24 protein-coding genes are annotated in these 23,569 nt (G+C 64.1%); 7 read left to right on the top strand and 17 right to left on the bottom strand.

The window, feature by feature from the left end:
* Positions 1-3 precede the first annotated feature (3 nt).
* Positions 4-1,584, bottom strand: coding sequence for a SulP family inorganic anion transporter (locus G566_RS0110255; RefSeq protein WP_029131534.1), 1,581 nt, complete (start codon positions 1,582-1,584; stop codon positions 4-6).
* Between the two features lie 122 nt (positions 1,585-1,706).
* Between G566_RS0110255 and G566_RS0110250 the strand changes: the two genes are divergently transcribed.
* Positions 1,707-2,369, top strand: a complete 663-nt coding sequence (locus G566_RS0110250) for an MBL fold metallo-hydrolase (RefSeq protein ID WP_029131533.1) — start codon at positions 1,707-1,709, stop codon at positions 2,367-2,369.
* On the opposite strand, the gene G566_RS0110245 is transcribed toward G566_RS0110250, so the two are convergent.
* From G566_RS0110245 to G566_RS0110225, 5 genes are all read right to left on the bottom strand, one after another.
* A complete protein-coding gene (locus tag G566_RS0110245; protein WP_022680583.1) occupies positions 2,366-2,782 on the bottom strand; it encodes an MAPEG family protein in 417 nt (138 codons plus the stop codon). The genes G566_RS0110250 and G566_RS0110245 overlap by 4 nt on opposite strands.
* Positions 2,782-3,591, bottom strand: coding sequence for an outer membrane protein assembly factor BamD (locus G566_RS0110240; RefSeq protein ID WP_022680582.1), 810 nt, complete (start codon positions 3,589-3,591; stop codon positions 2,782-2,784). Before G566_RS0110240 ends, G566_RS0110245 begins: the two co-directional genes overlap by 1 nt.
* A 74-nt stretch (positions 3,592-3,665) precedes the next feature.
* A complete protein-coding gene (locus tag G566_RS0110235) occupies positions 3,666-5,108 on the bottom strand; it encodes an aldehyde dehydrogenase family protein (protein WP_022680581.1) in 1,443 nt (480 codons plus the stop codon).
* A gap of 12 nt (positions 5,109-5,120) precedes the next feature.
* A complete protein-coding gene (locus tag G566_RS0110230) occupies positions 5,121-6,095 on the bottom strand; it encodes an NADPH:quinone oxidoreductase family protein (protein ID WP_022680580.1) in 975 nt (324 codons plus the stop codon).
* A 39-nt stretch (positions 6,096-6,134) separates the two neighbouring features.
* Entirely contained in the window at positions 6,135-7,040 is a 906-nt protein-coding gene (locus G566_RS0110225) for a hydrogen peroxide-inducible genes activator (protein WP_022680579.1), read from the bottom strand.
* Between the two features lie 121 nt (positions 7,041-7,161).
* Between G566_RS0110225 and G566_RS0110220 the strand changes: the two genes are divergently transcribed.
* The 4 genes from G566_RS0110220 to G566_RS0110205 all read left to right on the top strand — a co-directional run bounded on the left by G566_RS0110220 (position 7,162) and on the right by G566_RS0110205 (position 9,547).
* Positions 7,162-7,710: a peroxiredoxin gene (locus G566_RS0110220; protein ID WP_022680578.1), complete on the top strand. Its 549-nt coding sequence runs from the start codon at positions 7,162-7,164 to the stop codon at positions 7,708-7,710.
* Positions 7,711-7,865: 155 nt separating this feature from the next.
* Positions 7,866-8,384, top strand: coding sequence for an alkylhydroperoxidase, AhpD family (ahpD, locus tag G566_RS0110215; RefSeq protein ID WP_022680577.1), 519 nt, complete (start codon positions 7,866-7,868; stop codon positions 8,382-8,384).
* A 121-nt stretch (positions 8,385-8,505) separates the two neighbouring features.
* Positions 8,506-9,174, top strand: coding sequence for a serine O-acetyltransferase EpsC (epsC, locus tag G566_RS0110210; RefSeq protein ID WP_022680576.1), 669 nt, complete (start codon positions 8,506-8,508; stop codon positions 9,172-9,174).
* Between the two features lie 31 nt (positions 9,175-9,205).
* On the top strand, positions 9,206-9,547 hold the full coding sequence (locus G566_RS0110205) for a DUF2794 domain-containing protein (RefSeq protein ID WP_022680575.1): 342 nt from the start codon (positions 9,206-9,208) through the stop codon (positions 9,545-9,547).
* Here G566_RS0110205 and G566_RS0110200 read toward each other — a convergent pair.
* The 10 genes from G566_RS0110200 to gph all read right to left on the bottom strand — a co-directional run bounded on the left by G566_RS0110200 (position 9,544) and on the right by gph (position 19,644).
* Positions 9,544-10,662, bottom strand: a complete 1,119-nt coding sequence (locus G566_RS0110200) for a hypothetical protein (RefSeq protein ID WP_022680574.1) — start codon at positions 10,660-10,662, stop codon at positions 9,544-9,546. The genes G566_RS0110205 and G566_RS0110200 overlap by 4 nt on opposite strands.
* Positions 10,619-11,515: an SDR family oxidoreductase gene (locus G566_RS0110195; RefSeq protein WP_022680573.1), complete on the bottom strand. Its 897-nt coding sequence runs from the start codon at positions 11,513-11,515 to the stop codon at positions 10,619-10,621. Before G566_RS0110195 ends, G566_RS0110200 begins: the two co-directional genes overlap by 44 nt.
* A gap of 122 nt (positions 11,516-11,637) precedes the next feature.
* Complete coding sequence (gene phoB, locus G566_RS0110190) at positions 11,638-12,360, bottom strand: phosphate regulon transcriptional regulator PhoB (RefSeq protein WP_022680572.1); 723 nt, start codon at positions 12,358-12,360, stop codon at positions 11,638-11,640.
* Between the two features lie 18 nt (positions 12,361-12,378).
* The gene (phoU, locus tag G566_RS0110185) at positions 12,379-13,089 is read right to left on the bottom strand and encodes a phosphate signaling complex protein PhoU (RefSeq protein WP_022680571.1); all 711 of its coding nucleotides are present in this window, start codon (positions 13,087-13,089) and stop codon (positions 12,379-12,381) included.
* Between the two features lie 37 nt (positions 13,090-13,126).
* Positions 13,127-13,873 (bottom strand): phosphate ABC transporter ATP-binding protein PstB, encoded by a 747-nt coding sequence (pstB, locus tag G566_RS0110180; protein ID WP_051136022.1) that lies wholly within the window; start codon positions 13,871-13,873, stop codon positions 13,127-13,129.
* 38 nt (positions 13,874-13,911) lie between these two features.
* Positions 13,912-15,222 carry a phosphate ABC transporter permease PstA gene (pstA, locus tag G566_RS0110175; RefSeq protein WP_051136021.1) on the bottom strand — a complete coding sequence of 437 codons (1,311 nt, stop codon included), beginning with the start codon at positions 15,220-15,222 and terminating at the stop codon, positions 13,912-13,914.
* Positions 15,222-16,616, bottom strand: coding sequence for a phosphate ABC transporter permease subunit PstC (gene pstC / locus G566_RS0110170; RefSeq protein WP_022680568.1), 1,395 nt, complete (start codon positions 16,614-16,616; stop codon positions 15,222-15,224). The genes pstA and pstC overlap by 1 nt, the downstream gene beginning before the upstream one ends.
* On the bottom strand, positions 16,613-17,677 hold the full coding sequence (locus G566_RS0110165; RefSeq protein WP_156874503.1) for a substrate-binding domain-containing protein: 1,065 nt from the start codon (positions 17,675-17,677) through the stop codon (positions 16,613-16,615). The genes pstC and G566_RS0110165 overlap by 4 nt, the downstream gene beginning before the upstream one ends.
* Before the next feature lie 129 nt (positions 17,678-17,806).
* The gene (locus G566_RS14150; protein ID WP_022680566.1) at positions 17,807-18,967 is read right to left on the bottom strand and encodes a sensor histidine kinase; all 1,161 of its coding nucleotides are present in this window, start codon (positions 18,965-18,967) and stop codon (positions 17,807-17,809) included.
* On the bottom strand, positions 18,964-19,644 hold the full coding sequence (gene gph / locus G566_RS0110155; RefSeq protein ID WP_040605595.1) for a phosphoglycolate phosphatase: 681 nt from the start codon (positions 19,642-19,644) through the stop codon (positions 18,964-18,966). Before gph ends, G566_RS14150 begins: the two co-directional genes overlap by 4 nt.
* A 104-nt stretch (positions 19,645-19,748) precedes the next feature.
* On the opposite strand from gph, the gene glmU reads away from it, so the two are divergent.
* Both glmU and glmS read left to right on the top strand, forming a co-directional pair.
* The gene (gene glmU, locus G566_RS0110150; RefSeq protein ID WP_022680564.1) at positions 19,749-21,089 is read left to right on the top strand and encodes a bifunctional UDP-N-acetylglucosamine diphosphorylase/glucosamine-1-phosphate N-acetyltransferase GlmU; all 1,341 of its coding nucleotides are present in this window, start codon (positions 19,749-19,751) and stop codon (positions 21,087-21,089) included.
* A 2-nt stretch (positions 21,090-21,091) separates the two neighbouring features.
* A complete protein-coding gene (glmS, locus tag G566_RS0110145; protein ID WP_022680563.1) occupies positions 21,092-22,915 on the top strand; it encodes a glutamine--fructose-6-phosphate transaminase (isomerizing) in 1,824 nt (607 codons plus the stop codon).
* 1 nt (position 22,916) lies between these two features.
* Here glmS and msrA read toward each other — a convergent pair whose 3' ends face one another.
* On the bottom strand, positions 22,917-23,453 hold the full coding sequence (gene msrA, locus G566_RS0110140) for a peptide-methionine (S)-S-oxide reductase MsrA (protein ID WP_022680562.1): 537 nt from the start codon (positions 23,451-23,453) through the stop codon (positions 22,917-22,919).
* Between the last annotated feature and the right edge of the window lie 116 nt (positions 23,454-23,569).

Below are 23,569 nucleotides of genomic sequence, written 5' to 3'. Positions count from 1 at the left end.
GCTTCAGGTGGCGCGGGCGCGGGAAACGGGGGCGTTGATCAGGGCGGCCGTCTTGCGGCCCGGATCGGGGCGCACCCTGACATTGATATCGCGGAAGCCGGCGGCCTTCACAAAGCCGTTGATGATATCGATGCAATCAAGATCGACATAGGAGGTGGCCGACAGGTCAATCAGCAGTTCGGCACCATCGGGCACCCGGCTCAGCGACTCCACCAGCGCCGGCTTGTGCATGAAATGCAGATTGCGCCGCGCCCGCACCATCACCGTGCCACCATATTCGACATAGGTGATGATGTTGCCTGCCGAGCGCCAGATGACAAAGCCGAAGCCGACCAGCAGCCCGATGCCGATGCCGATCAGCAGATCGGTGAACAGGATCGCCGCCACGGTGATCACGAACGGCGCGAACTGGGTGTAGCCCTGCTTCCAGCGCTGGATGAACAGCGCCGGTTTGGCCAGCTTGTAGCCGGTGGCGATCAGGATTGCCGCCAGCGCCGACAGCGGGATCAGGTTCAGCACCGACGGGATGACGGCAAGGCCGAGCAGCAGCCAGATGCCGTGCAGGATGGTGGAGAATTTGGAATCTGCTCCGGATTCGACGTTGGCCGAAGATCGCACGATCACCGAGGTGACCGGCAGACCGCCCAGCAGGCCGGAGATAAGGTTGCCGGCGCCCTGGGCCAGCAGCTCGCGATTCTTGTCGGTTACCCGGCGCTTGGGATCGACTTCATCGACCGCCTTCACCGACAGCAGCGATTCCAAGCTGGCGACGATGGCCAGGGTGAGCGCCACCGTCCAAACCTTGGTGTTGGTGATGGTGGCGAAATCCGGCAGGCGAATCTGATCGGCCAGCGCCCAAGGCGTCGCCGACACCGGCACCTGCACCAGATGGGTGCTGGCCACGGCCAGATCGGGTGCGAACTGGCGGAAGGCTTCATTGGCGGCGACGGCAAACAGCACCACCACCAGCGGGCCGGGCAGCAATTTCAATCGGCCATCCTTGGGCTTGGCCTTGTCCCACCAGAACAGGAACGCCAGGCTGACGGCTGCAATCAGGGCCGCGCCCCACAGGAAATCATTGCTGAGCATGTGGCCAAGCGCTGTCAGCGTGTTGTCGCCATCGCGCTGGAAAAAGCTGAAATCGCCTTCGGGATCGGCATCATAGCCCACCGCGTGCGGAATCTGCTTGAGGATTAGGATCAGGCCGATCGCGGCCAGCATGCCGGTGATGACAGCGCCCGGCACGAATTCGGCAATCACGCCGCCGCGCGAGGCCGCAAACAGCAATTGCAGTGCGCCGGCCAGACACACCGACAGCAGAAAGGCCTCGAACGTGGGCAGCGAGGTAATGGCCGCCAGCACAATGGTGGTGAGACCGGCGGCAGGGCCAGACACCGACAGCGCAGACCGGCTAATGGCGCCGACCACAATGCCGCCGACAATGCCGGCGACCAGCCCCGAAATCAGCGGCGCACCCGACGCCAGCGCCACCCCCAGACACAAGGGCAATGCCACCAGCGCCACAACAATCGACGCCGGCACATCCTGCCGCCAACTGGCCAGCAGGCCTGTCTTTTCCTGCATGCGCAGCCTCATTGATTACAATCACGCAATGAATAGCAGCAGATTGCCGCATTGCGTCATTACGGAACAGCAATGTTTCTGGCAGCTTGCATGGGGCCGGCGGATTCGCCACTGATGGTGGCATGAACGCCAAACCGCCCCTGCAAGCCGTTATTGTGCCGGTCACGCCGCTCCAGCAGAATTGCACCTTGATATGGTGCACGAAAACCATGCGCGGCGCCTTCACCGATCCGGGCGGCGATCTCGATCGGTTGAAGCAGGTCGCCGCCGACAATGGCGTGACCATCGAGAAACTGCTCGTCACCCACGGCCATATCGATCATTGCGGCCTCACCGCGGTGCTGGCGCGCGATCTGGGCGTGCCGATCGAGGGCCCCCACCCCGATGACAAGTTCTGGATCGACATGAACCCCGCGCAAGGCGCCGCTTACGGCGTGCCCGGCGCCGAGGCGTTCACGCCCGACAGATGGCTGCACGATGGCGACCAGGTGACGGTGGGCGAGCTGGTGCTGGATGTCTATCACTGCCCCGGCCACACGCCCGGCCATGTCGTGTTTCACCACGCGCCATCGCAGCTCGCCATTGTGGGCGATGTGCTGTTTCAGGGCAACATCGGCCGCACTGATTTCCCCAAGGGCAATTTCAACGATCTGGTGGAAGCCATTACCACCAAGTTGTGGCCGCTGGGCAATGAAACGGCGTTCGTGCCCGGCCACGGCCCGATGAGCACATTTGGCCGCGAACGCCAGGCCAATGCCTTTGTGGCAGATCGGATGCTTGGCTAAATATAGTTGGGAGATGGCGGCTGAAGCCCCAACCCCAGCCACAGCGCCCATAAGGACAGCCCCAGGATCAGCCCCCAACTGATCAGTGCGCCGCCGGCCCGGAACGGGTTGGGCGATGGCCGGCTCATGCCAATGGCATGGGCGATGCGGGCCAGCACCACCAGGCCGCCCGAAAGCCATAGCCATGGCGCATGATGGCCGGCGGTGATCTCGATGCCCGCCATCAGGATGAGGGTGAGCGGGACATGTTCGGTGAAATTGGCGTGGGCGCGGATGCGTTCCAGCATTTGGCTGTCGCCGCCATCACCGATCATGATCTTGCCGGAAACGCGGCGTCCGACAACGCGGATGGTGAGCGCTAGGAAAACGAGACCAAGCAGCCCGGCAGTGATCAGGGTCGCCGGTATCGGCATCAACGACCGCCCTGATTGGCCATCTTTTTGGGTGCATCCGGTACCCAGCGGCCAATCAGCTTGTAGCTGCGTTGGTACCACTTGGATTCCGGATAATTATTGCCCAGCACGGCGGCCGATTTGGTAGCCTCTTCCGGGATGCCCATGGCGAGGTAGGATTCGACCAGCCGGTGCAACGCTTCGGGTGCATGGCTGGTGGTGTCGAACTTGTCGATCACGGTGCGGAACCGGACAATCGCCGCCAGATACAGGCCCTGGCTCTGGTAGAAACGCCCGATCTCCATTTCCTTGCCGGCGAGGTGATCGCGGGCCAGATCGATCTTCAGCCGGGCATCGGCGGCATAATCGGTGTTGGGATAACGGCGGATAAGCTCCCCCAGTGAATCCAGCGCCTGCTGCGTGGTCTTCTGATCCTTGTTGACCGGCATGATCTGGTTGTAGTGGCTCAAGGCCACCATGTAATAGGCATAGGGCGCCTCGCGACTGCCGGGGTGCAGCGACAGGAAGCGTTGAGCGGCGCCGATGGCTTCCTGATATTCGCCCGCCGCATAATAAGCGAAGGACGACATCAGCTGTGCGCGGCGGGCCCACACGCTGTAGGGATGCTGACGCTCCACTTCGTCGAACTGCGCGCCAGCAAGGCGATACTGGCGCTTCGCCAGCGTTTCGCGCGCGGCGCTATACAGCGTCTCCACATCCTGCGCGATATAGCTCTGGTCCTTCTTGGCCTTGCGGCCGCCTCCGCAGGCGGTGAGCACCAGCGGGGTGAGCAGCAGCAAGGCAAGCGCGGAGCGGTTCAGACGGGGCATGAAGGCACCACTAGCAGGATGGATGTTGGGGGGGAAGGTGCGTGTGAAACGATGAATGGGGGCTGGCTGCCGCCTCACATGTCCTGCGGCCGCCGCCTGATCACCAGGTTCCGGATCTCGGTCATGTCTTCCATGGCAAACCGCACGCCTTCGCGGCCCAGGCCAGAATCCTTCACGCCGCCATAGGGCATGTTGTCGACCCGGTAGCTGGGCACATCGTTGATGACGACCCCGCCGACATCGAGCACGTCCCAGGCTTTCAGCATCTGGAACAGATCGCGGGTGAAGATACCGGCCTGCAGGCCGAACTTGCTGTCGTTCACGATGTGCAGCGCCTCGTCGAACGTCTTGAAGCGGGTGAAGAAAGCGACAGGGCCGAAGGCCTCTTCGGTGTTGAGCTTCGCGCTGCGGGACACATCTTCCAGCAGGGTTGCCGCCAGCATCGCGCCGTCACGCTGACCGCCGCACAGCAGCTTCGCGCCGCCAGCCACGGCCTCCTGAATCCAGCCGTCCAGCCGGGCGGCTTCCTTCACGTCGATCATCGGGCCGATGAAGGTGGCTTCGTCGCTTGGGTTACCGGCGATCAGCTTGGCCGTGCGCTCGACCAGTTTCGCCTTGAAGGCGTCATACACGGCGTCGTGAACAAGAATGCGCTGCACGCCAATGCACGACTGGCCGGACTGGTAAAAGGCACCGAACACCGTGCGATCGGCCGCATCATCCAGATCGGCGTCGGGCATGATCACCACGGCCGCGTTGCCGCCCAGTTCCAGCACCACCTTCTTCTTGCCGGCGCGGGCCTTCAGATCCCAGCCCACATCGGGCGATCCGGTGAAGCTGAGCAGTTTCAGCCGGTCATCGGTGGTGAACAGGTCCGCCCCTTCGCGGTGGGCCGGCAGGATGGAGAAGGCACCCGGCGGCAGATCGGTTTCAGCCAGCACCTCGCCGATGATGATGGCCCCCAAGGGCGTGCGGCTGGCCGGTTTCATCACGAACGGGCAGCCCACCGCGATGGCCGGCGCGATCTTGTGGGCGGCGAGGTTCAGCGGGAAGTTGAACGGGCTGATGAAGCTGCAGGGGCCAATCGGCACGCGTTTCCACATGCCCTGATAGCCCTTGGCACGCGCTGAAATGTCGAGCGGCTGCACCTCGCCGGTCATCCGCACGCTTTCTTCCGCCGCAATGCGGAACGTGTCGATCAACCGGCCGACTTCGCCGCGCGAATCGCGGATCGGCTTGCCGGCTTCGATGCACAGGGCCTGCGCCAGTTCATCGGCGCGCTCGGTGAAGCGTTTCACGCAATGGGCAAGCACGGCCTGCCGTTCGAAACTGGCCATGCGCGCCATCGGCTCGGCCGCCGCCACCGCCGCGGCAATGCCGCGATCGATAGTGGCGGCATCGGCCATGGCAACGCGCGTGGCGGGCTTTCCGGTGAACTTGTCGGTCACCACCAGATCGGTGTTGGGCTGCTCCGGCACATTGGCCACATAGAGCGGATAGGTGTCGCGCAGCGCCATTGTCGTGCCTCCTCAGACGGTCAGGACGATCTTGCCCAGCGCCTTGCGATCCATCATCCAGCGGATGGCGGCGGCGCCTTCATCCAGCGCGAAATGGCGCGAGACATGCGGCTTCAGCTTGCCTTCCGCGTACCAGCGCAGCAGCTCTTCCATATTCTGTTGGTGCAGCGCCGGTTCGGCCTGGGTGAACGCGCCCCAGAACACGCCGACGATGCTGGCGCCCTTGATCAGCGGCAGATTGAGCGGCAGCGCCGGGATGGCGCCGGCGGCAAAGCCGATCACCAGATAACGGCCATTCCAGGCGATGCCGCGGAAGGACGGTTCGGCATAACGGTCGCCAACCGGATCGTAGATCACATCAACCCCGCGGCCATTGGTCAGCGCCTTGATGCGCTCCTTCAGGTCTTCGGTGGCATAGTTGATCACCTCGTCGGCGCCCATCTCGCGGCACAGCGCCAGTTTCTCGTCCGACGATGCTGCGGCGATCACCTTGGCGCCCATCACCTTGCCGAGTTCAACGGCAGTGAGGCCGACGCCGCCCGCCGCGCCCAACACCAGCAGCGTCTCGCCCGGTTTCAGTGCGCCGCGCTGTTTGAGCGCGTGGTGGCTGGTGCCATAGGTCATGGTGAAACCGGCGGCCACGTCGAACGGCATGCCTGGCGCCATCTTCACGATCTGGCCGCGATTGGCGATCACTTCCTCGGCCATTGCGCCGTGGCCGGTCATGGCGATCACTTCATCGCCCACGGCGATATCAGCCACGCCCTCACCCACCGCGCTCACCACGCCGGCGCATTCGCCGCCGGGGCTGAACGGCAGCGCCGGTTTGAACTGATAGAGATTCTGGATGATCAGCGTGTCGGGGAAATTCACCCCCACCGCCTTCACGCTGATGCGCACCTGCCCACGGCCCGGCTCCGGCGTGGGCACGTCCTTCACCACCAGCTTTTCCGGTGGCCCATGTTCAACGCACAGCACGGCCTTCATGTGATGCTCTCCCAAGTTTCGCCCGACAATAGCCGCGGCTTACGACAGCGCCAATCCTGCCACTAATGATTCGCCCATCAGGCGGAATTCGGCTTCGCGCGGGGAGGCGTGTCGCCACACCAGCGACACGGTGCGCGCAGCGTTGCCCGATACCGGCCGCGCGATCAGATTGCCATGGGTGAGGATACCGGCATCCAGCGCCAGTTTCGGCACCAGGGTCTGGCCCAGTCCACCGGCCACCATCTCCACCAGCGTGACGAGGCTGGTGCCGCGATGGGCGGGATCGGCGCGCAGTTCCGGACGACCGCAGGCGGAAAGCACCTGCTCCTTCAGGCAATGGCCATCTTCCAGTAACAGCAGATGGTGTGGATCGATGGCATCGGGCGCGACGGCCGGCGGCGGATCGGGCAGATCGCCGGGGCGGAACACCAAGAAAAAGGGATCATCGAACAGCGGCATCACGCTGAGCCCCGCCGTGTCCCACGGCAGCGCCAGCAGCACCACATCCAACATGCCGCGCGCCAGTGCTTCGGTCGCCGGGCCGCTCATTTCCTCGCGCAAGTGCAGTTTCAGATCGGGCCAATCGGCCCGCACCTTGGGCAGCGCGCGTGGCAGCAGATAGGGCGCGATGGTGGGGATGACGCCAAGGCGCAGCGGGCCGGAAAGCGGCTTGTCTCCACCCACTGTGAGCCCGGCCAGTTCATCGGCCTCGCGCAGCACAACATAGGCCTTGGACACCACCCGTTCGCCCATTGGCGTGAAGCGCACGACCCGGCGGTTGCGCTCCACCAGCCGCACGCCCAGCAGCGATTCCAGCTCGGCAAGGCCCGCCGACAAGGTGGACTGGGTGACGAAGCAGGTTTCAGCGGCGCGGCCGAAGTGGCCGTGGATGTGCAACGCGGTGAGATACTGCAGCTGTTTCAGTGTGGGCAGGAAGGCTGTCATCGACAAACTCGATTGATAATAGCGATATTATCGATTGGATTTCTATCTCGTGCAAGGCCAATGGAACCGTGCTGGCGCTCGCTGGTTCCCGTTTACACCCCCCAAACCAAGGATTCACCTCATGGCTCTCACTGTTGGCGATAAAGTTCCTTCCTTCGATCTGCCGGTGCAGCAGGGCGTTGCCGCGCTGCCGAACGGCGAATCTTTGGACATCACCACGGCTTATCCTGGCAAGTGGAAGATCCTGTTTTACTGGCCGAAGGATTTCACCTTCGTTTGCCCGACCGAAATCATCGGCTATGGCGATCTGAAGGGCGATTTTGCTGACCGTGACGCCGTGCTGATCGGCGCTTCGACCGACACCGATTTCGTGCACTTCGCCTGGCGCAAGAGCGACGAGCGTCTGGCCGCCTGCGATTTCCCGTGGCTGGCCGATAACAGCAAGCTGCTGGCCGACGCGCTGGGCATCATCGTTGCTGGCGCCGGCGTGCCGCTGCGCGCCACCTTCATCATCGATCCGGAAAACGTGATCCAGCACATCACCGTGAACGGCCTGAACGTTGGCCGCAACCCGGCCGAAACGCTGCGTATCCTCGATGCGCTGCAGACCGACGAGTTGTGCCCGTGCAACTGGACCGAAGGCCAGGACACGTTGAAGCCAGCCGCGTGACGGCGAGGGGATAGCGCCTCGGCGCTATCCCCCGACTCGTCAAAGGCGGGGCGGCGAGGATCAAGCCCGCTGAACCTGTTCGACCTCAGCCGCGGCTTTTTCGCGGCCCCTTCCCCTTCGTTCAACCCTCCCCCGCCGAGGGGAAAGGAACCCCCATGATCTTTTCCGAACTCGCCAAAACCCTGCCGGATTACGCCAAGGATCTGCGCCTCAACGTCTCCAGCCTGCTAACCGAGCAGTTGCTCAGCGATCAGCAGAAGTGGGGCACGATCGTGGCGGTGGCCCATGCCTGTGCGCACAAGCCGCTCATTGATGCGGCCGAAGCCGAAGCCGCCACCAAGCTCAGCCCCGAAGCAATGAACGCCGCCAAGGCCGCCGCCAGCATCATGGCGATGAACAACATCTATTATCGCTTCACCTACATGGCGTCGCGGCCGGACTACAAGACGATGCCCGCCAAGCTGCGCATGAACGTGATCGGCACGCCGGGCATCGAGAAGGCCGATTTCGAGCTCTACAGCCTGGCGGTTTCGGCCGTGAATGGCTGCGGCATGTGCATCGACGCGCATGACAAGGTACTGGCCCAGCACGGCATCGGCGCCGACAAGATCCAGGCCGCGGTGCGCATCGCCGCCGTGGTGCATGCCGTCGCCCGAACGCTTCAGGCGCTGTAAGGCCCTGTCAGGTCAACATGAAGGGCCAGTCATCCCGCGTGGGATGACTGGCCTTTTTGTTTGAATTGGATTAAGTGACGCTCAAATCGGTAGCCGCTTTCTGGCCAGCCGGAGAACCGCCATGGGTTTGATCGCCTATCTCGACTCGGTGAAACAACGCGATCCGGCGCCGCGTTCGCGCTGGGAAATCCTTACCTATCCCGGCGTCTGGGCGCTTGGGCTGCACCGCATCGCCCATATGCTGTTCCGCGGGCACTTTTTCTTCGCCGCGCGACTGGTCAATCATTTCAGCCGCTTCCTCACTGCCATCGACATCCACCCCGGTGCCCGTATCGGCCGCAATTTCTTCATCGATCACGGCTTCGTGGTGATCGGCGAGACTGCCGAGATCGGTGACGAGGTGACCATCTATCAGTGCGTGACGCTGGGCGGCACCGATCCGGCTGGCGGCACGGGCGGCAAGCGCCATCCCACCATCCTGGATGGCGCCATCGTCGGCTCCGGCGCGCAGGTGCTGGGCCCGATCACCGTGGGTGCCAAGGCCCGTATTGGCGCCAATGCGGTGGTGACGCGTGATGTGCCGGAAGGCGCGACCATGATCGGCATCCCCGCTAAGCCGGTGGTGATGGCGGCCGAGGACTATGTGAAGCCATTCCTGCCCTATGGCACGCCATGCGCGCAGAAATTCGATCCAGAAACCCAGAAGCTGGAACTCCTGCGCTGCGAGATGGAAGTGCTGAAAAGCCGGCTGGACGAACTGACCCGCGAAGACACGCGCAAGGCCGGTTGACCTCTCCATAGCGCCGCGCCAAACATTGGGCGTGAGCATTGTCATCCCGCTGACCCCGACCGCAGCCGTTCGCCAGGTCGCTTTCACCCGTATCGAGCTTGACCGGATCATGTCGCTGTATGGCCGCATGGTCGCCGCCGGCCTGTGGCGCGATTATGCGCTGGAACTGGGGGCGAAAGTGGCGAGCTTCTCCGCCTTCCGCCGCTCTGCCGAGAATCCGGAGGTGCGGCTGGTGAAAGACCCATCCCTGCGCCAGCGCCAGGGCGAATGGGTGCTGTATGGCGAAGGCGGCGTGGTGCTGAAACGCGGCCACGAACTGGCCGGCGTGCTGGCGGTGGTGGAACGGCGGTTGCTGAAAGCCGTGGAAGGCTAAGTGTTCGCCTGGGCGATAGTGGGCAGATTTGCCCGCAGGCCCACCGGCAGCCGCGGCACCAGCAGCGCCCGCGCCCGCCGCCAACCGGCCGAGAGCAAGACCAGCATCAAGCCTACCAGCAGGAGACCGACGTTGCTGCCGATCGACAAATCACTGCCCTGCCCTACCAACGTCTGGATGGCGTAGATAGCATAGCCAAGAGCCGACACGATCAATGCCCGGCGATCAATGGCCAGCGCAACCAACGTTAGAATGGCAAAGGCCACGACCACGAGTATGGCTGTTCCTGGTTGGCCGCCCGACGCGCTCAGCCCGGTGCCAGTGAACAGCGGGTGCACCAGCATGGGCGCCGCCAGCAGATGCAGCCAGAAGGCAATATCGGAACGGCGCGTGATGCGCGCGGGGTCGCGGCTATCATACCACATTGCCAGCGTGAAGACACCAACTCCGCACAGCAGGACCAGCAGGGTGAGGATATTGATGCCAACAATGGCAAAGGCCGGGCCGATGATGCCGCCAGCCAGGCTGATAACGGTCAGGCTCAAGGCGCCAGCTCCGGCCGCCACGGTGATAGGCACCCGAAACCGCCACCAGTGCGCGGCGGCAGCGGCGGCCGTCAGCATGCCAGCCGCCGTCAACATGCCGCTGGCTTGCAGGATATTGCCATTGGCGGCGCCAAGACGCAGCGCCGCGAGACCACCAAACAGCCCTAGGACCACAAGGAATGCCGCTGCGGAATAGCTGAGCATCAGCAACACGCTGGGCAACGCCATGCGGCGTTGGCGGGTGAAATATTCCGCCAGGGCCCAGCTGGTCGCGGCGACGGCGACGGCCGACGCCAGTTCAGACACTGGCAGGGCGATTGCGGCGATGGCCAACAGCAGCATGCCAATGGCGATGGCCACGAAGATATCATTGAAGCCGGTAAGCAGACGAAAGGATTCCTCGTCGCCGCCAGCCGTGCCACGGCGCAACTGGCGGGCGAAGACCACCAGTCGCTCGCGGGTGGGCGCATCGATCACACCGGCCGCCACAGCGGCGTCCAGATCGCGCTCCTCGATCACCGGATGGTCAGCGTGCGCCGCCCAGCGCCATCGCCGCCTGCGCGCCGCCATTGTCCGGTGCCACTTCGCCGGTGCGGTCGCTGATCTCGGCAAAGCGCGCCGCCACGTTTTCGGCGGTCAGCTCGTCGGCACCAAGATGGATGCCGCGGGTGAGCGTCACGTAGGCGCGCTCGATGCCGCCGCCGCCAGCGTTGAGGATCACGTTGGTCGGCGCTTCTTCCGATACCAGATAGACCGACGCCGGCACCACGGTTTCCGGGCCCAGCTTTTCCAGCATGGCCGGCGGCATCAGATCCTCGGTCATGCGGGTCGCTGCCAGCGGCGCAATGGTGTTCACATGCACGTTGTACTTGGCGCCTTCCAGCGCCAACGTCTTCATCAGGCCCACCAGCGCCAGTTTGGCCGCGCCATAATTGGCCTGGCCAAAATTGCCGTACAGCCCGGTGGACGACGTCGTCATCAAGATGCGGCCATAGCCCTGCTCGCGCATCAATTCCCACACAGCCTTCGTGCAGTTGACACTGCCGATCAGGTGAACGTCCATCACGGTGCGGAAATCGTCCAGCGTCATCTTCACGAATGTCTTGTCGCGCAGGATGCCGGCATTGTTGATCAGGATATCGATGCGGCCCCAACGTTCCTTGACGTTGGCGACCATCTTTTCCACAGCCGCCATGTCGGTGACGCTGGCGCCATTGGCCATGGCTTCGCCGCCGAACGCGGTGATTTCATCCACAACGGCCTGCGCCGCCGAGAGCGACGCGCCCGAACCATCGCGAGCGCCGCCGAGATCGTTGATGACCACCTTGGCGCCACGCCGCGCCAGATCAAGCGCATAGGCCCGGCCCAGGCCGCCGCCGGCACCGGTAACAATGGCAACACGCCCTTCAAAGCTGATGGTCATGAGATGCTGTACCCTTGAATTGTTGGGATCATGTTCGCAGAAGGGCCGTTTAACCAAGCAGGCCGGTGCTGCAAAGCGATTCCGCCACTGCGGTACAGAGGCAAAGCGCCAGAACGGGCCGATCAGGCGGCCACTTGCGCCGACACTGGCGTTGCGTCCAGCGAATAGCCGGCCGAGCGCACGGTACGGATCAGATCGGCCAGTTCCTCGCCGCCCGGGCCGGCGTTCACGGCCTTGCGCAGGCGGCGAATGTGCACGTCGACCGTGCGCTGTTCCACATAGACATCACGGCCCCACACGGCATCGAGCAATTGTTCACGGCTGAACACACGGCCGGGATGTTCGAGGAAATGGCGCAGCAGGCGGAATTCCGTGGGGCCGAGCTGCACGGTGCGGCCGTCGCGGGTCACCCGATGAGCGGTGGTATCCATGGCGATGCCAGCAAATTCCAGCGCGCCGCCCTGCAGGGCCGGGCGCAGGCGGCGCAGCACGGCGCGGATGCGGGCGACAAGTTCGCGCGGGGAAAACGGCTTGGTCATGTAATCATCGGCGCCGGTTTCTAGGCCGCGGATACGGTCCGCCTCGTCACCGCGCGCGGTGAGCATGACGATGGGCAGGTTGGCGGTGGCCGGCGCGCGGCGAAGGCGGCGGCAGACCTCGATGCCCGAAAGATTGGCGATCATCCAGTCGAGGATGACCAGATCGGGTTTTTCCTCTTCGGCCAGGGTCAACGCTTCCTCACCATCTCCGGTGCGGACCACGTCAAAGCCTTCCTTTTCAAGATTATAGGTCACCAACTCAACAAGGCTGGCGTCATCTTCAACAAGCAGGATCTTGGCGCGCATGGGGCGATCTCCTGAGGGTTATTCGGGGCTGTAAACCGTTGACGTGAAATCATTCTTCGGCCGCTCGGCCGGGCGCTGGCCGGTAACGGAATAATAGACCATCTCCGCCACTGAGGTGGCGTGATCGCCGATCCGCTCCAGATTCTTGGCGACGAACAACAGATGGGTGGACGGCGTGATGTAGTGCGGATTTTCCATCATGAAGGTGAGCAGCGCGCGGAACAGCGAGTTGTAATATTCGTCCACCTGCTGATCACGCTGCAGCAGCGCCAGCGCCTTGACCGGATCACGATCGACGAAGGCATCGAGCGTGTCGCGGATGATTTCCACCACCAACCGGGCCATTTCCGGGATGATCACCGCTGGGCCAACCGGTTGCGACTGGGCAATAACCGCAGACCGCTTGGCGATATTCTTGGCGTAATCACCGATCCGTTCCAGTACGCCGGCAATCTTCAGCGCCGACACGATCTCGCGCAGATCATCAGCCAGAGGCGCGCGCAGCGCGATGATGCGGACCGCCAGCGCCTCGGCCCCGGCTTCCAGCGCATCCAGGCGCTTGTCATTCTCAATTATGGTCTGGGCGGCTTCGGAATTGCGGCTCATCAGCGCGTCGACGCTTTCGGCGATCTGGGTTTCGCACAGGCCGCCCATGCGGGTGATCACCGCGCGCAGCTGGGCGATATCCTCGTCGAAGCTCTTGACAGTGTGGGCGGCGAATTCTGCCATGACTTTTGCCTTTCAGGGGCGGCTGATCGGGGGCGGATCAGCCGTAACGGCCGGTGATGTAATCCTTGGTGCGGGTCGCTTTCGGGTTGGTGAAGATCGCCGACGTGTCATCATACTCCACCAGCGTGCCAAGATGGAAAAAAGCCGTCTTCTGCGAAACGCGCGCCGCCTGCTGCATATTATGCGTGACGATAACGATGGCATAGCGGCCGCGCAGTTCGTCAATCAGTTCCTCGATACGGGCCGTGGCGATCGGATCGAGCGCCGAACAGGGCTCGTCCATCAGGATCACTTCGGGATCAACCGCGATGGCACGCGCGATGCACAGGCGCTGCTGTTGCCCGCCCGACATGGCGGTGCCGCTTTCGTTCAGGCGATCCTTGGCTTCGTCCCACAGGCCGGCGCGCTTGAGAGCGCTTTCCACGATCTCGTCCATGTCGGTCTTGGATCGCGCCAGGCCATGCAGGCGCGGGCCATAGGCGACGTTTTCATAGATCGACTTGGGGAACGGGTTGGGCTTCTGGAACACCATGCCGACGCGGGCCCGCAGCTGCACCACGTCCATACCGCTGGCATAAACATCCTGGCCATCCAGCTCGATGCGGCCTTCCACACGGGCGCCGTCCACCGTGTCGTTCATGCGGTTGAGGCAGCGCAGGAAGGTGGACTTGCCGCAACCGGAAGGCCCGATGAACGCCGTCACATGTTCGGCGGACACGTCGATGGAGACGTTCTTGATGGCTTGTTTCTGGCCATAGAAGACGTTGACATCACGCGCCGTCATCTTGGGGACGGTGTTATGCCCAATGGCAGGGTTCTGGTTCACCAGCGCCTCTCGAAACGGTTGCGAAGATAGATGGCCAGGCTGTTCATGGCGATCAGCACCAGCATCAGCACCATGATGGCGGCCGAGGTTTTCTCGACAAAGCCGCGCTGCACGTCATCGGACCACAGGAACACCTGCATCGGCAGCACCGTGGCTGGCGACGTGAAGCCCTGCGGCACATCGGTGACAAAGGCGCGCATGCCGATCAGCAGCAGCGGCGCGGTTTCGCCCAGCGCGCGGGCGATGCCGATGATGGTGCCGGTCATGATACCGGGCAGCGCCAACGGCAACACATGGTGGAACACCACCTGGATCGGCGAGGCACCAATGCCCAGAGCGGCATCGCGGATCGACGGTGGCACCGCCTTGATCGCTACCCGCGACGCGATCACGATCACCGGCATGATCATCAGCGCCAGCGTGATGCCGCCGACGAGCGGCGCCGATCGCGGCATACCGGCAAAATTCAGGAAGAAAGCGAGGCCCAGCAAGCCAAAGATGATCGATGGCACGGCGGCGAGATTGTTGATCGACAGCTCGATGATGTCGGCCAGCCGGCCCTTGGGCGCGAATTCTTCCAGCCATACCGCCGAAAACACCCCCAGCGGGAAAGCAATCGCGATGGTGACCGCCAGCGTGAGCAGCGAACCCAGGGCGGCGCCGCCGATGCCCGCCAGTTCCGGCTCCGTGGAATCGGCGCCAAACAGGAAGGTGGTGTTGAAGCCGGTGCGCAGCAGGCCCTTGCCTTCAAGCCAGCGCCAATCAGAGACTTCGCGATCGGTCACGCCGCGGCTTTCGGCCGGCGCGGCCAGATCATATTTGCCCTTGGCCAGCAGATCGATCGACGACCGCACCGGCACCCACAGGCTGGCGCGCTTGCCCAGCAGGGCAGGATTGTCCATCAGCGCTTCGCGCAATTCCATCCAGGCCGCATCCGACAGCGTGTCATCGGCCGGGCCCAATTGTTCGGCGGCCTTGAGCAGCAGCGCCTGATAATCAGCGCGGGCCAGCAGCGCCTGGCCTTGCGGGCCAGCCACAGCCGCCGGATCAACGCCCAGCGTGGCCGCATCAAACTGCACCTCGATGCGGGTTTCGGTGCGCTGGAACCCGGTCCAGCCGTCGCGCACGATGGTGAACAGCAGGAAGGCGAGGAAACTTGCGGCGATCACCAGCGCGGCAGCGCCCAGGCGACGGAAATTGCGCTCGGCGCGATAGCGCGCGGCGATGCGCGACCGCATGGCCTGCGTCGTCCAGTCGGTGGGTTGGCGCTCGGCAATGGGCGCAGCGGGAGCGGCAAGGGTCGCCATCACTCGTAAGCCTCGCGATAGCGCTTCACCACGGCGAGCGCATAGATGTTGAGGACCAGAGTCATCACGAACAGCACCAACCCCAGCGCGAAGGCCGAAAGCGTCTTGGCGCTGTCAAACTCCTGATCGCCGGTAAGAAGCGCGACGATCTGGGTTGTGACAGTGGTGACGCTGCTGAATGGATTGGCTGTGAGATTGGCCGCAAGCCCTGCCGCCATCACCACGATCATTGTCTCACCGATGGCGCGGCTCACAGCCAGCAGCACGCCGCCCATGATGCCCGGCAGCGCGGCAGGCACCAGCACCTTCTTCACGGTTTCCGACGGGGTGGCACCCATGGCGAGGCTGCCATCGCGCATGGCGCGCGGTACGGCGGCGAGCGAATCATCGGCCATCGAGGACACGAACGGGATGATCATCACCCCCATCACCAGTCCGGCAGCCAGCGCGGAATCGGAGGAGGCATTGGTCATCCCCAGCGCCACGGCAAAGCTGCGCACCAGCGGCGCGATGGTAAGCGCGGCGAAAAAACCGTAAACAACTGTGGGCACCCCGGCGAGCAATTCCAGGATCGGCTTCAGCCATTTCCGCACACGCGGATCGGCATATTGGGTGAGATAGATGGCCGACATCAGGCCCAGCGGGATGGCCACCGCCATGGCGATGATGGCGCCGATGAAGATCGTGCCCCAGAACAACGGCACCGCCCCGAACGCGCCCGTGGAACCAACCTGATCGGCGCGGATCGCTGTCTGCGGGCTCCACTGCAAGCCGGTGAGGAATTCCACTGGCGACACCAGCTGGAAGAAGCGGATCGATTCAAAGATCAACGACAGCACGATGCCGAACGTGGTGAGGATCGCCACAACCGACGACACCAGCAGCAGGGCACGCACCTGCGTTTCGACCCTGTTGCGGGCGCGGAAATCCGGGCGCAGGCGGCTCCAGCCCCACAGGCCTCCCATCGCCAGCAAGGCCACCGCCAGCGCGCTGGCGAGCAGATCGCCGTTGCTGCGCGCCGCCGCATAGACGGGCGCCAGACGGGGCGCGAGCGGGTTGAAGGCTTGCGGCAGATCGCCGTTCACCAGCCCGCGCACTTCGTTCAACAGCGCTTCGCTGTCGTTGCCAGGCGCTGGGCGTTCAGCGGCAGAAAGACTGCCCAGCACCTGGCCTTCGATCAGGCCTTCGCCCACGATGCCCCAGCCGGCCAGCACCAGCAGCGCCGGCGCCAGCGCCAGCACCGCCACATAGGCGCCGTGATAGACCGGGCGCGAATGCACCGCTCCCATGCGGCCGCCCGCCACCGTTACCATGCGGTTGCCGCGGGCACGGCCGGCCAGATAAGCCAGACCAGCAAGACCAAGCACCAGCGCGAAGGCAATCAGCAGCCTCATTGCAGCCCACCTTCGTCCATCGCCGTCAGTTCACGGGCGGTCGCCTCGCCAGCACGGCGAATGGCTTCCGGCGCCGCCACCAAGCCTTTGCGGGCGAGATAGCCGGTGCGGCCCCAGGTCGATTCCCGCGCATACTCGGCCAGAAACTCGTGCATGCCTCGCACGGCTGGCACATGCTGGACCTTCACGTACAGATAGAGCGGGCGCGCGGCCGGGAAACTGCCGCTGGAGATATTCTCATAGGTGGCCGTGACGCCCGACAGCGGCACATCCTTCACCCGGTCGCTATTCTCTTCCATGAAGGAAAAGCCGAACACGCCCAGCGCCTGCGGATTGGCGGAAATCTTCTGCACAATCAGATTGTCGTTCTCGCCGCCTTCGACATAGGCGCCATCTTCGCGCACCTTCTCGCATATCTGCTTGTGGGCGTCCTCGTCGCTCTTTTTCAGGGCCTGCATCGCCGGTTCGCTGTTGCAGCCCTTGAGCATGTACAGCTCGTTGAAACTGTCGCGCGTGCCGCTGGTCGGCGGCGGGCCGATCACCTCAATGCGGATATCGGGCAGCGCCGGGTTTACATCTTTCCAGGTGCGCGCCCGATTGGGGCCCTTGCCGAACGGATTGGCAGCCAGCGCCAGATAAACATCGCGTTCGGTGAGCGAGGGGAAATTGGCTTCGCGCGCCTGGGCGATGACCAGGCCATCAATGCCGACCTGCAGTTCGATCAGGCCCTTCACACCGTGCTTGGCGCAATCCTCGACTTCGCTCTTCTTGATGCGGCGCGAGGCATTGGCGGCATCGGGGAATTGCGCGCCAAGGCCGGCACACATCAGCTTGATACCGCCGCCGGTGCCGGTCGATTCCACGATCGGCGCGGGAAATTCCGTCCACTTGCGCTTGAACTGTTCAGCGACAGCGGTGGTGAAGGGATAGACGGTGGAGGAGCCAACGATGCGGATCTGCGTACGGCTGCCGCCCGAACAGCCCGCAAGCCCGACCGCCAACAGGGCAGCCAGGCCGAGGCCGAAGGCAGCAGACACGCGGATTGGCGGCAAGAAATTCATCCTCATGGGGCTCATGGCCGGGCGATTCGCCGCCCCGTCCTTCTGCCCCGCTTGGTCGGCCTTTATGACCGTCGGATGTGGGCCATATGACGATTTAGTGACATTTTTGTTACGCCGCCTGTGGATGGTTCAGGCAATCGGCAGGGTGAACGACACGCGTGTGCCCTCGCCCAGCCGGCTGTCGATCTCCAGCCGGCCGCGATGCCGTTCCACGATATGCTTGACGATGGCCAGCCCCAGCCCGGTACCACCCAGGGTACGGCTGCGCTGGGAATCCACCCGGTAGAAGCGCTCGGTCAGCCGCGGCAGATGTTCGGGCGCGATGCCATCGCCTTCATCGGCGACCGTCACCTTTACGCTGCCGCCCGGCGAAGTGGCGACACTGGCCAGGCTGACCCGGATCGGGGTGCCACTGCGGCCATATTTCAGCGCGTTGGAGATAAGATTGTAGAGCACCTGCAGCACCTGGTCGCGATCGGCGATCACGCGCGGCAGTTCGTAGGGTTCGTCGATGAGAAGGGCGCGACTATCGCCTTCCAGCCGCATGGCCAGCGTGCTGCCCACTTCGGCCACCAGGCCCTTCAGGTCGAGCGGCTGGGTGGGGCGCACGAACTTGTCGAGCTCGATGCGCGACAGGCTCATCAGATCGTCGATCAGGCGGCGCATGCGATCGGCTTCGGTGGCCATGATGGTCAGGAAGCGCTGGCGGGCCGGCTCATCCTCGGCCGCCGGGCCCTGCAGCGTTTCGATGAAGCCGGCCAGCGTGGCCAGCGGCGTGCGCAATTCGTGGCTGGCATTGGCGACGAAATCGACGCGCATGCGCTCGGTCACCTTGGATTGGGTGATGTCATCCAGCAGCACAAGGCAGCGGATCGGGCCGTCATCGTCGTCATCACCCACCACGCGCAGGCGGAAACTGCGATTGCCGCTGCCCAGGCCGGTCAATTCGCGATCTTCGGCCACTTGCCCGGCCATCACCGCTTCCACCGCATCGAGCAGTGCCGGGTGACGCACGGTCAGCCGCAGATCGCTGCCGACAATGCGGTTGCCGAACAGGGCGCGGGCAGCGGCATTGGCAGCCTCCACCAGCGGGCCGCGTGTCAGCAGCGCCGCATCGTTCAGGCTCTCGATGTGGATACGGTCTGGCAATGGCGGTGGCGGTGGTGGTGGAGATGGCGGCGCAGGGGGCAACGCCGGAGTCTCCGGATCGGGTGCGCTCATGCGGCCAAGCACGAAGCCCAACAGCAGGGCAGCCAGTACGGCCAGCGCCAGTTCCAGCGCGCCGCTCACCGTGCCAATCCCCGGCCAAGGCCCCTCAGCGCTGGCAGCAACGCATCATAATGATCGATCACAGCGTCGCCGCCCAGTTCATGCGCCGGCCGATCGGTGTAGCCGAAACTGACCAGCACGATTGCCAGGCCGGCATTGCGCGCCGCACCCACATCGGTGGCGGAATCGCCCACGAACGCTGCATCATCCACCGCGCCGCCCGCCGCTGCCAGCGTCGCAAAGACATGGCCGGCATCGGGCTTGGGCCGTTCGACACTGGTGGCCCCGATCACGGCAGCAAACCGCCCCTGCCAGCCGAGCGCTTCGACCAGCGCCTGCGCGAGATGGGTGGGCTTGTTGGTGCAGATTGAAAGCAGGCAGCCAGCCTCTGTCAGCGCATCCAGCGCCGTTTCCACGCCATCGAAGGCACGTGAATCATTGGCGATGTTGGCCGCGTAATGTTGCAGGAAAAGCGGCATCGACGGTTCGACCAGATGCAGCGCCGGATCGCCGGTGGCCGCCAGACCGCGCGTCACCAGCGCCCGCGCGCCGTGGCCCACAAGGTGGCGCACATTGTCCACCGGCAAGGGCGGGCGGCCATGCGCGGCCAGCACATGGTTCATCGCGCCGGCGAGATCGGGGGCGGTATCGACGAGCGTGCCGTCGAGGTCGAACAATATGGATCGGGGCAAAGTCACGGACTGGAAATCATGCACTTCTATTGTTTCAGCACTGCGACAGGCGTTGCGCCGGGTGGCGGCACTTTTCAACCCCCAGCCGTTATGGCAGGGCTGCTGATGTGATGTCCACTGCCCCCTTTGCCGCCATCATTCTTGCCGCCGGCATGGGCACGCGCATGAAATCGGCTCGCCACAAGGTGTTGCACACCATCGCCGGCAAGCCGATGCTGCGCCACCTGACCGACAGCCTGGCAATACTCAATCCGGCCCGCACGGTGGTCGTGGTCGGCGCGTTGAAAGAACAGGTTGAAGCCGAAGTCGTCGGCAAGGCAGATGTGGTCGTGCAGCAGCCGCAGCATGGCACCGGCCATGCCGTTTTGCAGGCGCGCGACGCACTGGCTGGTTTCGACGGCAAGATACTGGTGCTCTATGGTGACGCGCCACTGGTGCCGGCGGCGACCATGCAGCGCTTGCTGGATGCCCTCACCGAAGACGTGGCGGTGGCGGTGCTGGGCTTTCGCCCGGCCGAACCGGGTGCCTATGGCCGCGTGATCGCGGAAGCTGGTGCGATCCGGAAAATGGTCGAATACAAGGACGCGACGCTTGCCGAACGCGCCGAGACCTTGTGCAATTCAGGCCTGATGGCAGTGCGTGCCGCCGATCTGTTCCCGCTGCTCGCCCGCGTCACCAACAACAATGCCGCGGGCGAATATTATCTGCCCGACGTGGTGGGCCTGGCGTTGGGCGATGGCCGCGCCTGCGTGGTGATCGAGACCGCCGCCGATGAAGTCGCCGGGGCCAACAGCCGCGCCGAATTGGCCGGGCTGGAAGCGATTTTCCAGAACCGCCGCCGCGCCGAACTGATGGCTGCCGGCGTTTCCATGCAGGCGCCCGAAACCGTTTTCCTGTGCGCCGATACCGAGATTGCCGCCGATGTGGAGATCGAGCCCTTCGTGGTGTTCGGCCCGGGCGTGAAGATAGCCACTGGCGCCCGCATCCGCGCCCACAGCCATATCGAAGGCGCGGCCATCGGCGAGGGCTGTGAAATCGGCCCGTTCGCCCGCCTGCGGCCCGGCACGGTTCTTGGCAAGGGCGCCAAGATCGGCAATTTCGTCGAAACCAAAAAGGCCGTGCTGGGCGACGGCGCCAAGGCCAATCACCTCACCTATCTCGGCGATGTGACCGTGGGGGCCAAGGCCAATATCGGCGCCGGCACCATCACCTGCAATTATGATGGCTTCTTCAAATATCAGACGGTGATCGGCGCCGGCGCCTTCATCGGATCGAACAGTGCGCTGGTGGCGCCGGTGACGATCGGCGATGGCGCTATTGTCGCTGCCGGCAGCACCGTCACACGCAACGTGAGCGGCGATGCGCTGGCGCTGGTGCGCCCCGAACAGAGCGAAAAGACCGGCTGGGCGGCGCGGTTCCGCACGCTCCAGTCGGCGAAAAAGGGCAAGTAACCATGTGCGGCATCATCGGCATTGTTTCGGGTGAGCCGGTGGCGGATCGACTTGTCGATGGCCTCAGGCGGCTTGAGTATCGCGGCTATGACAGCGCCGGGATTGCCACCATCCACGACGGCGTGATGGACCGGCGGCGCGCGCCGGGCAAACTGGCCAACCTGGCCCGCGAACTTGTGCTTGATCCCCTGCCCGCCAGCATCGGCATCGCCCACACCCGCTGGGCCACCCACGGCGCACCAACCCGCGACAATGCCCACCCGCATGCCACCGAAAATGTCTGCCTGGTCCACAACGGCATCATCGAGAATTTCAAGCCGCTGCGCGCCGAAGTGCTAGCCGCCGGGCGCACTTTGAGCAGCGACACCGATACCGAAGTCGTCGCCCACCTGCTGGAGCTGGAGCTGGCCGGCGGTGCCACGCCGGATGCGGCGGTGGCGGCAACGCTCAAGCGGCTGCACGGTGCCTTCAGCTTTGCCATATTGTTCCGCAACCACCCCGGCGTCATCTACGGCGCCCGGCGTGGCTCGCCGCTGGTGGTCGGCCGCGGCGACGGTGAGATGTTCCTGGGCTCCGACGCGCTCGGCCTGGCCCCCTTCACCAACCGCATCGCCTATCTGGAAGAAGGCGACTGGGTGCGGCTGACGGCCGACAGCGTCGCCATGTTCGACGCCGATGACCAGCCGGTGGACCGCGCCTTCATCACCTCGTCGGCCAGCGCCGCGGTGATCGAGAAGGGCAACCACCGCCATTACATGGAAAAGGAAATCCATGAACAGCCGATCGTGGTGGCGCAAACATTGGGCGCCTATCTCGACCCACTGGCGGAAACCATCGCCCTGCCCGGCCTGCCATTCGATCTCGCCAATGTGAAGCGCGTCCAGATCGTGGCATGCGGCACGGCACTGCTGGCCGGCCATGTCGCCAGTTACTGGCTGGAACAACTGGCCCGGGTTCCGGTCAGCATCGAGAACGCCTCGGAATATCGCTACCGCGACCCGGTCTATGAAGACGGGGGCCTGTGCCTGTTCATTAGCCAGTCGGGCGAAACCGCCGACACGCTGGCCGCGCTGCGCCATGCGCTGGCTGGCGGCCAGATGGTGGCGGCGGTCGTCAATGTCGCCACCTCCACGATGGCGCGCGAGACGCAGTTGCTGCTGCCCACCCACGCCGGCCCGGAAGTCGGCGTTGCGTCTACCAAGGCCTTCACCTGCCAGCTTGCCGTTTTGGCCGCCTTCGCCATCGCGCTGGGCAAGGCCAAGGGCCGCGTCGATGCGGCCGAAGAAGCCCGCCTCGTCCATCTGCTCACCGAAGTGCCGGCGGCGATGAACAATGCGCTGAAGTGCGAGGACGCGATTGCGGCGCTGGCCCCCACCTTGGCCAAGGCACGCGACATTCTCTATATCGGCCGTGGTCCGGATTATCCGATGGCGCTGGAAGGCGCGCTGAAGCTAAAGGAAATCAGCTACATCCACGCCGAGGGTTATGCCGCCGGCGAGTTGAAGCACGGCCCGATCGCGCTGATCGATGAACATGTGCCGGTGATCGTCATTGCACCCAGCGGTCCGCGCTTTGAAAAGACCGTCTCCAACATGCAGGAAGTGATGGCGCGCGGCGGTCAGGTGGTGCTGCTGTCTGATGCAGAAGGCGTGGCGACCCACGGTCAAGGCACGATGACTGCGGTGACGCTGCCGGCCGTCGATCCGTTCATCAGCCCTCTGGTCACCGCCATTCCGGTGCAGTTGCTGGCCTATCACGTCGCCTTGGCCAAGGGCACGGATGTGGATCAACCGCGCAACCTAGCCAAGTCGGTGACCGTGGAGTGAGTTACCGGCCCTTCAGCCGGGCTGCATAACCCTTGCGGAACTTGGCCAGTTTCGGGCCGACCACCGCAACGCAATAGCCGTTCTTGGTGCCATTGTTCTCGAAATAGCGCTGGTGATAGGCTTCAGCCGGCCACCACGGCGCGTTCGGCTCGACCGTCGTCACGATCGGATTGTCCCAGCTTGCTTGGTTACGGGCGATGGCAGCTTCGGCTTCGCCGGCCTGCACACCGTTCTGCGGGAAGATCGCCGAACGATACTGGGTGCCGGTATCGCCGCCCTGCCGGTTCAGCGTGGTCGGATCATGGGTGTGGAAGAAGATGTCGAGCAGTTCGGCATAGCTGATGATGTCCGCATCATAAACAATGCGCACGGCTTCGGCATGGCCGGTGGTGCCGCTGCACACCTGTTCATAGTTGGGCATGTCCTTGTGGCCGCCGATATAGCCGGATTCAACCGCTTCGATGCCCTTCAGTTCATTGAAAACTGCTTCAGTGCACCAGAAACAGCCGCCAGCAATGATAGCGATATCATGCGTCATATATACCTCGTTGTCTAAGTCTTGTGTTGATTCTATAGTGATCTGGAGGTGGTGGGGCACCCGAGATAGGCCCGGCTGAAGAGCGGGGCAAGGCAATCGCGCGCGGGCAGGGCGTC

Source organism: Sandarakinorhabdus limnophila DSM 17366, assembly GCF_000420765.1.
In the GTDB taxonomy this organism is placed as follows: domain Bacteria; phylum Pseudomonadota; class Alphaproteobacteria; order Sphingomonadales; family Sphingomonadaceae; genus Sandarakinorhabdus; species Sandarakinorhabdus limnophila.
Note: the sequence above shows the minus strand (reverse complement) of the source record. Positions and strands in the feature narration are given on the sequence as shown.

What these genes read in the sequence shown, in the direction of transcription:
- G566_RS0110255 (WP_029131534.1), bottom strand. Translation starts at nt 1,584, where the DNA reads ATGCAGGAAAAGACAGGCCTGCTGGCCAGTTGGCGGCAGGATGTGCCG.
- G566_RS0110250 (WP_029131533.1), top strand. Translation starts at nt 1,707, where the DNA reads ATGAACGCCAAACCGCCCCTGCAAGCCGTTATTGTGCCGGTCACGCCG.
- G566_RS0110245 (WP_022680583.1), bottom strand. Translation starts at nt 2,782, where the DNA reads ATGCCGATACCGGCGACCCTGATCACTGCCGGGCTGCTTGGTCTCGTT.
- G566_RS0110240 (WP_022680582.1), bottom strand. Translation starts at nt 3,591, where the DNA reads ATGCCCCGTCTGAACCGCTCCGCGCTTGCCTTGCTGCTGCTCACCCCG.
- G566_RS0110235 (WP_022680581.1), bottom strand. Translation starts at nt 5,108, where the DNA reads ATGGCGCTGCGCGACACCTATCCGCTCTATGTGGCCAATGTGCCGGAG.
- G566_RS0110230 (WP_022680580.1), bottom strand. Translation starts at nt 6,095, where the DNA reads ATGAAGGCCGTGCTGTGCGTTGAACATGGGCCACCGGAAAAGCTGGTG.
- G566_RS0110225 (WP_022680579.1), bottom strand. Translation starts at nt 7,040, where the DNA reads ATGACAGCCTTCCTGCCCACACTGAAACAGCTGCAGTATCTCACCGCG.
- G566_RS0110220 (WP_022680578.1), top strand. Translation starts at nt 7,162, where the DNA reads ATGGCTCTCACTGTTGGCGATAAAGTTCCTTCCTTCGATCTGCCGGTG.
- ahpD (WP_022680577.1), top strand. Translation starts at nt 7,866, where the DNA reads ATGATCTTTTCCGAACTCGCCAAAACCCTGCCGGATTACGCCAAGGAT.
- epsC (WP_022680576.1), top strand. Translation starts at nt 8,506, where the DNA reads ATGGGTTTGATCGCCTATCTCGACTCGGTGAAACAACGCGATCCGGCG.
- G566_RS0110200 (WP_022680574.1), bottom strand. Translation starts at nt 10,662, where the DNA reads ATGGCGGCGCGCAGGCGGCGATGGCGCTGGGCGGCGCACGCTGACCAT.
- G566_RS0110195 (WP_022680573.1), bottom strand. Translation starts at nt 11,515, where the DNA reads ATGACCATCAGCTTTGAAGGGCGTGTTGCCATTGTTACCGGTGCCGGC.
- phoB (WP_022680572.1), bottom strand. Translation starts at nt 12,360, where the DNA reads ATGCGCGCCAAGATCCTGCTTGTTGAAGATGACGCCAGCCTTGTTGAG.
- phoU (WP_022680571.1), bottom strand. Translation starts at nt 13,089, where the DNA reads ATGGCAGAATTCGCCGCCCACACTGTCAAGAGCTTCGACGAGGATATC.
- pstB (WP_051136022.1), bottom strand. Translation starts at nt 13,873, where the DNA reads ATGACGGCGCGTGATGTCAACGTCTTCTATGGCCAGAAACAAGCCATC.
- pstA (WP_051136021.1), bottom strand. Translation starts at nt 15,222, where the DNA reads ATGGCGACCCTTGCCGCTCCCGCTGCGCCCATTGCCGAGCGCCAACCC.
- pstC (WP_022680568.1), bottom strand. Translation starts at nt 16,616, where the DNA reads ATGAGGCTGCTGATTGCCTTCGCGCTGGTGCTTGGTCTTGCTGGTCTG.
- G566_RS0110165 (WP_156874503.1), bottom strand. Translation starts at nt 17,677, where the DNA reads ATGAATTTCTTGCCGCCAATCCGCGTGTCTGCTGCCTTCGGCCTCGGC.
- glmU (WP_022680564.1), top strand. Translation starts at nt 19,749, where the DNA reads ATGTCCACTGCCCCCTTTGCCGCCATCATTCTTGCCGCCGGCATGGGC.
- glmS (WP_022680563.1), top strand. Translation starts at nt 21,092, where the DNA reads ATGTGCGGCATCATCGGCATTGTTTCGGGTGAGCCGGTGGCGGATCGA.
- msrA (WP_022680562.1), bottom strand. Translation starts at nt 23,453, where the DNA reads ATGACGCATGATATCGCTATCATTGCTGGCGGCTGTTTCTGGTGCACT.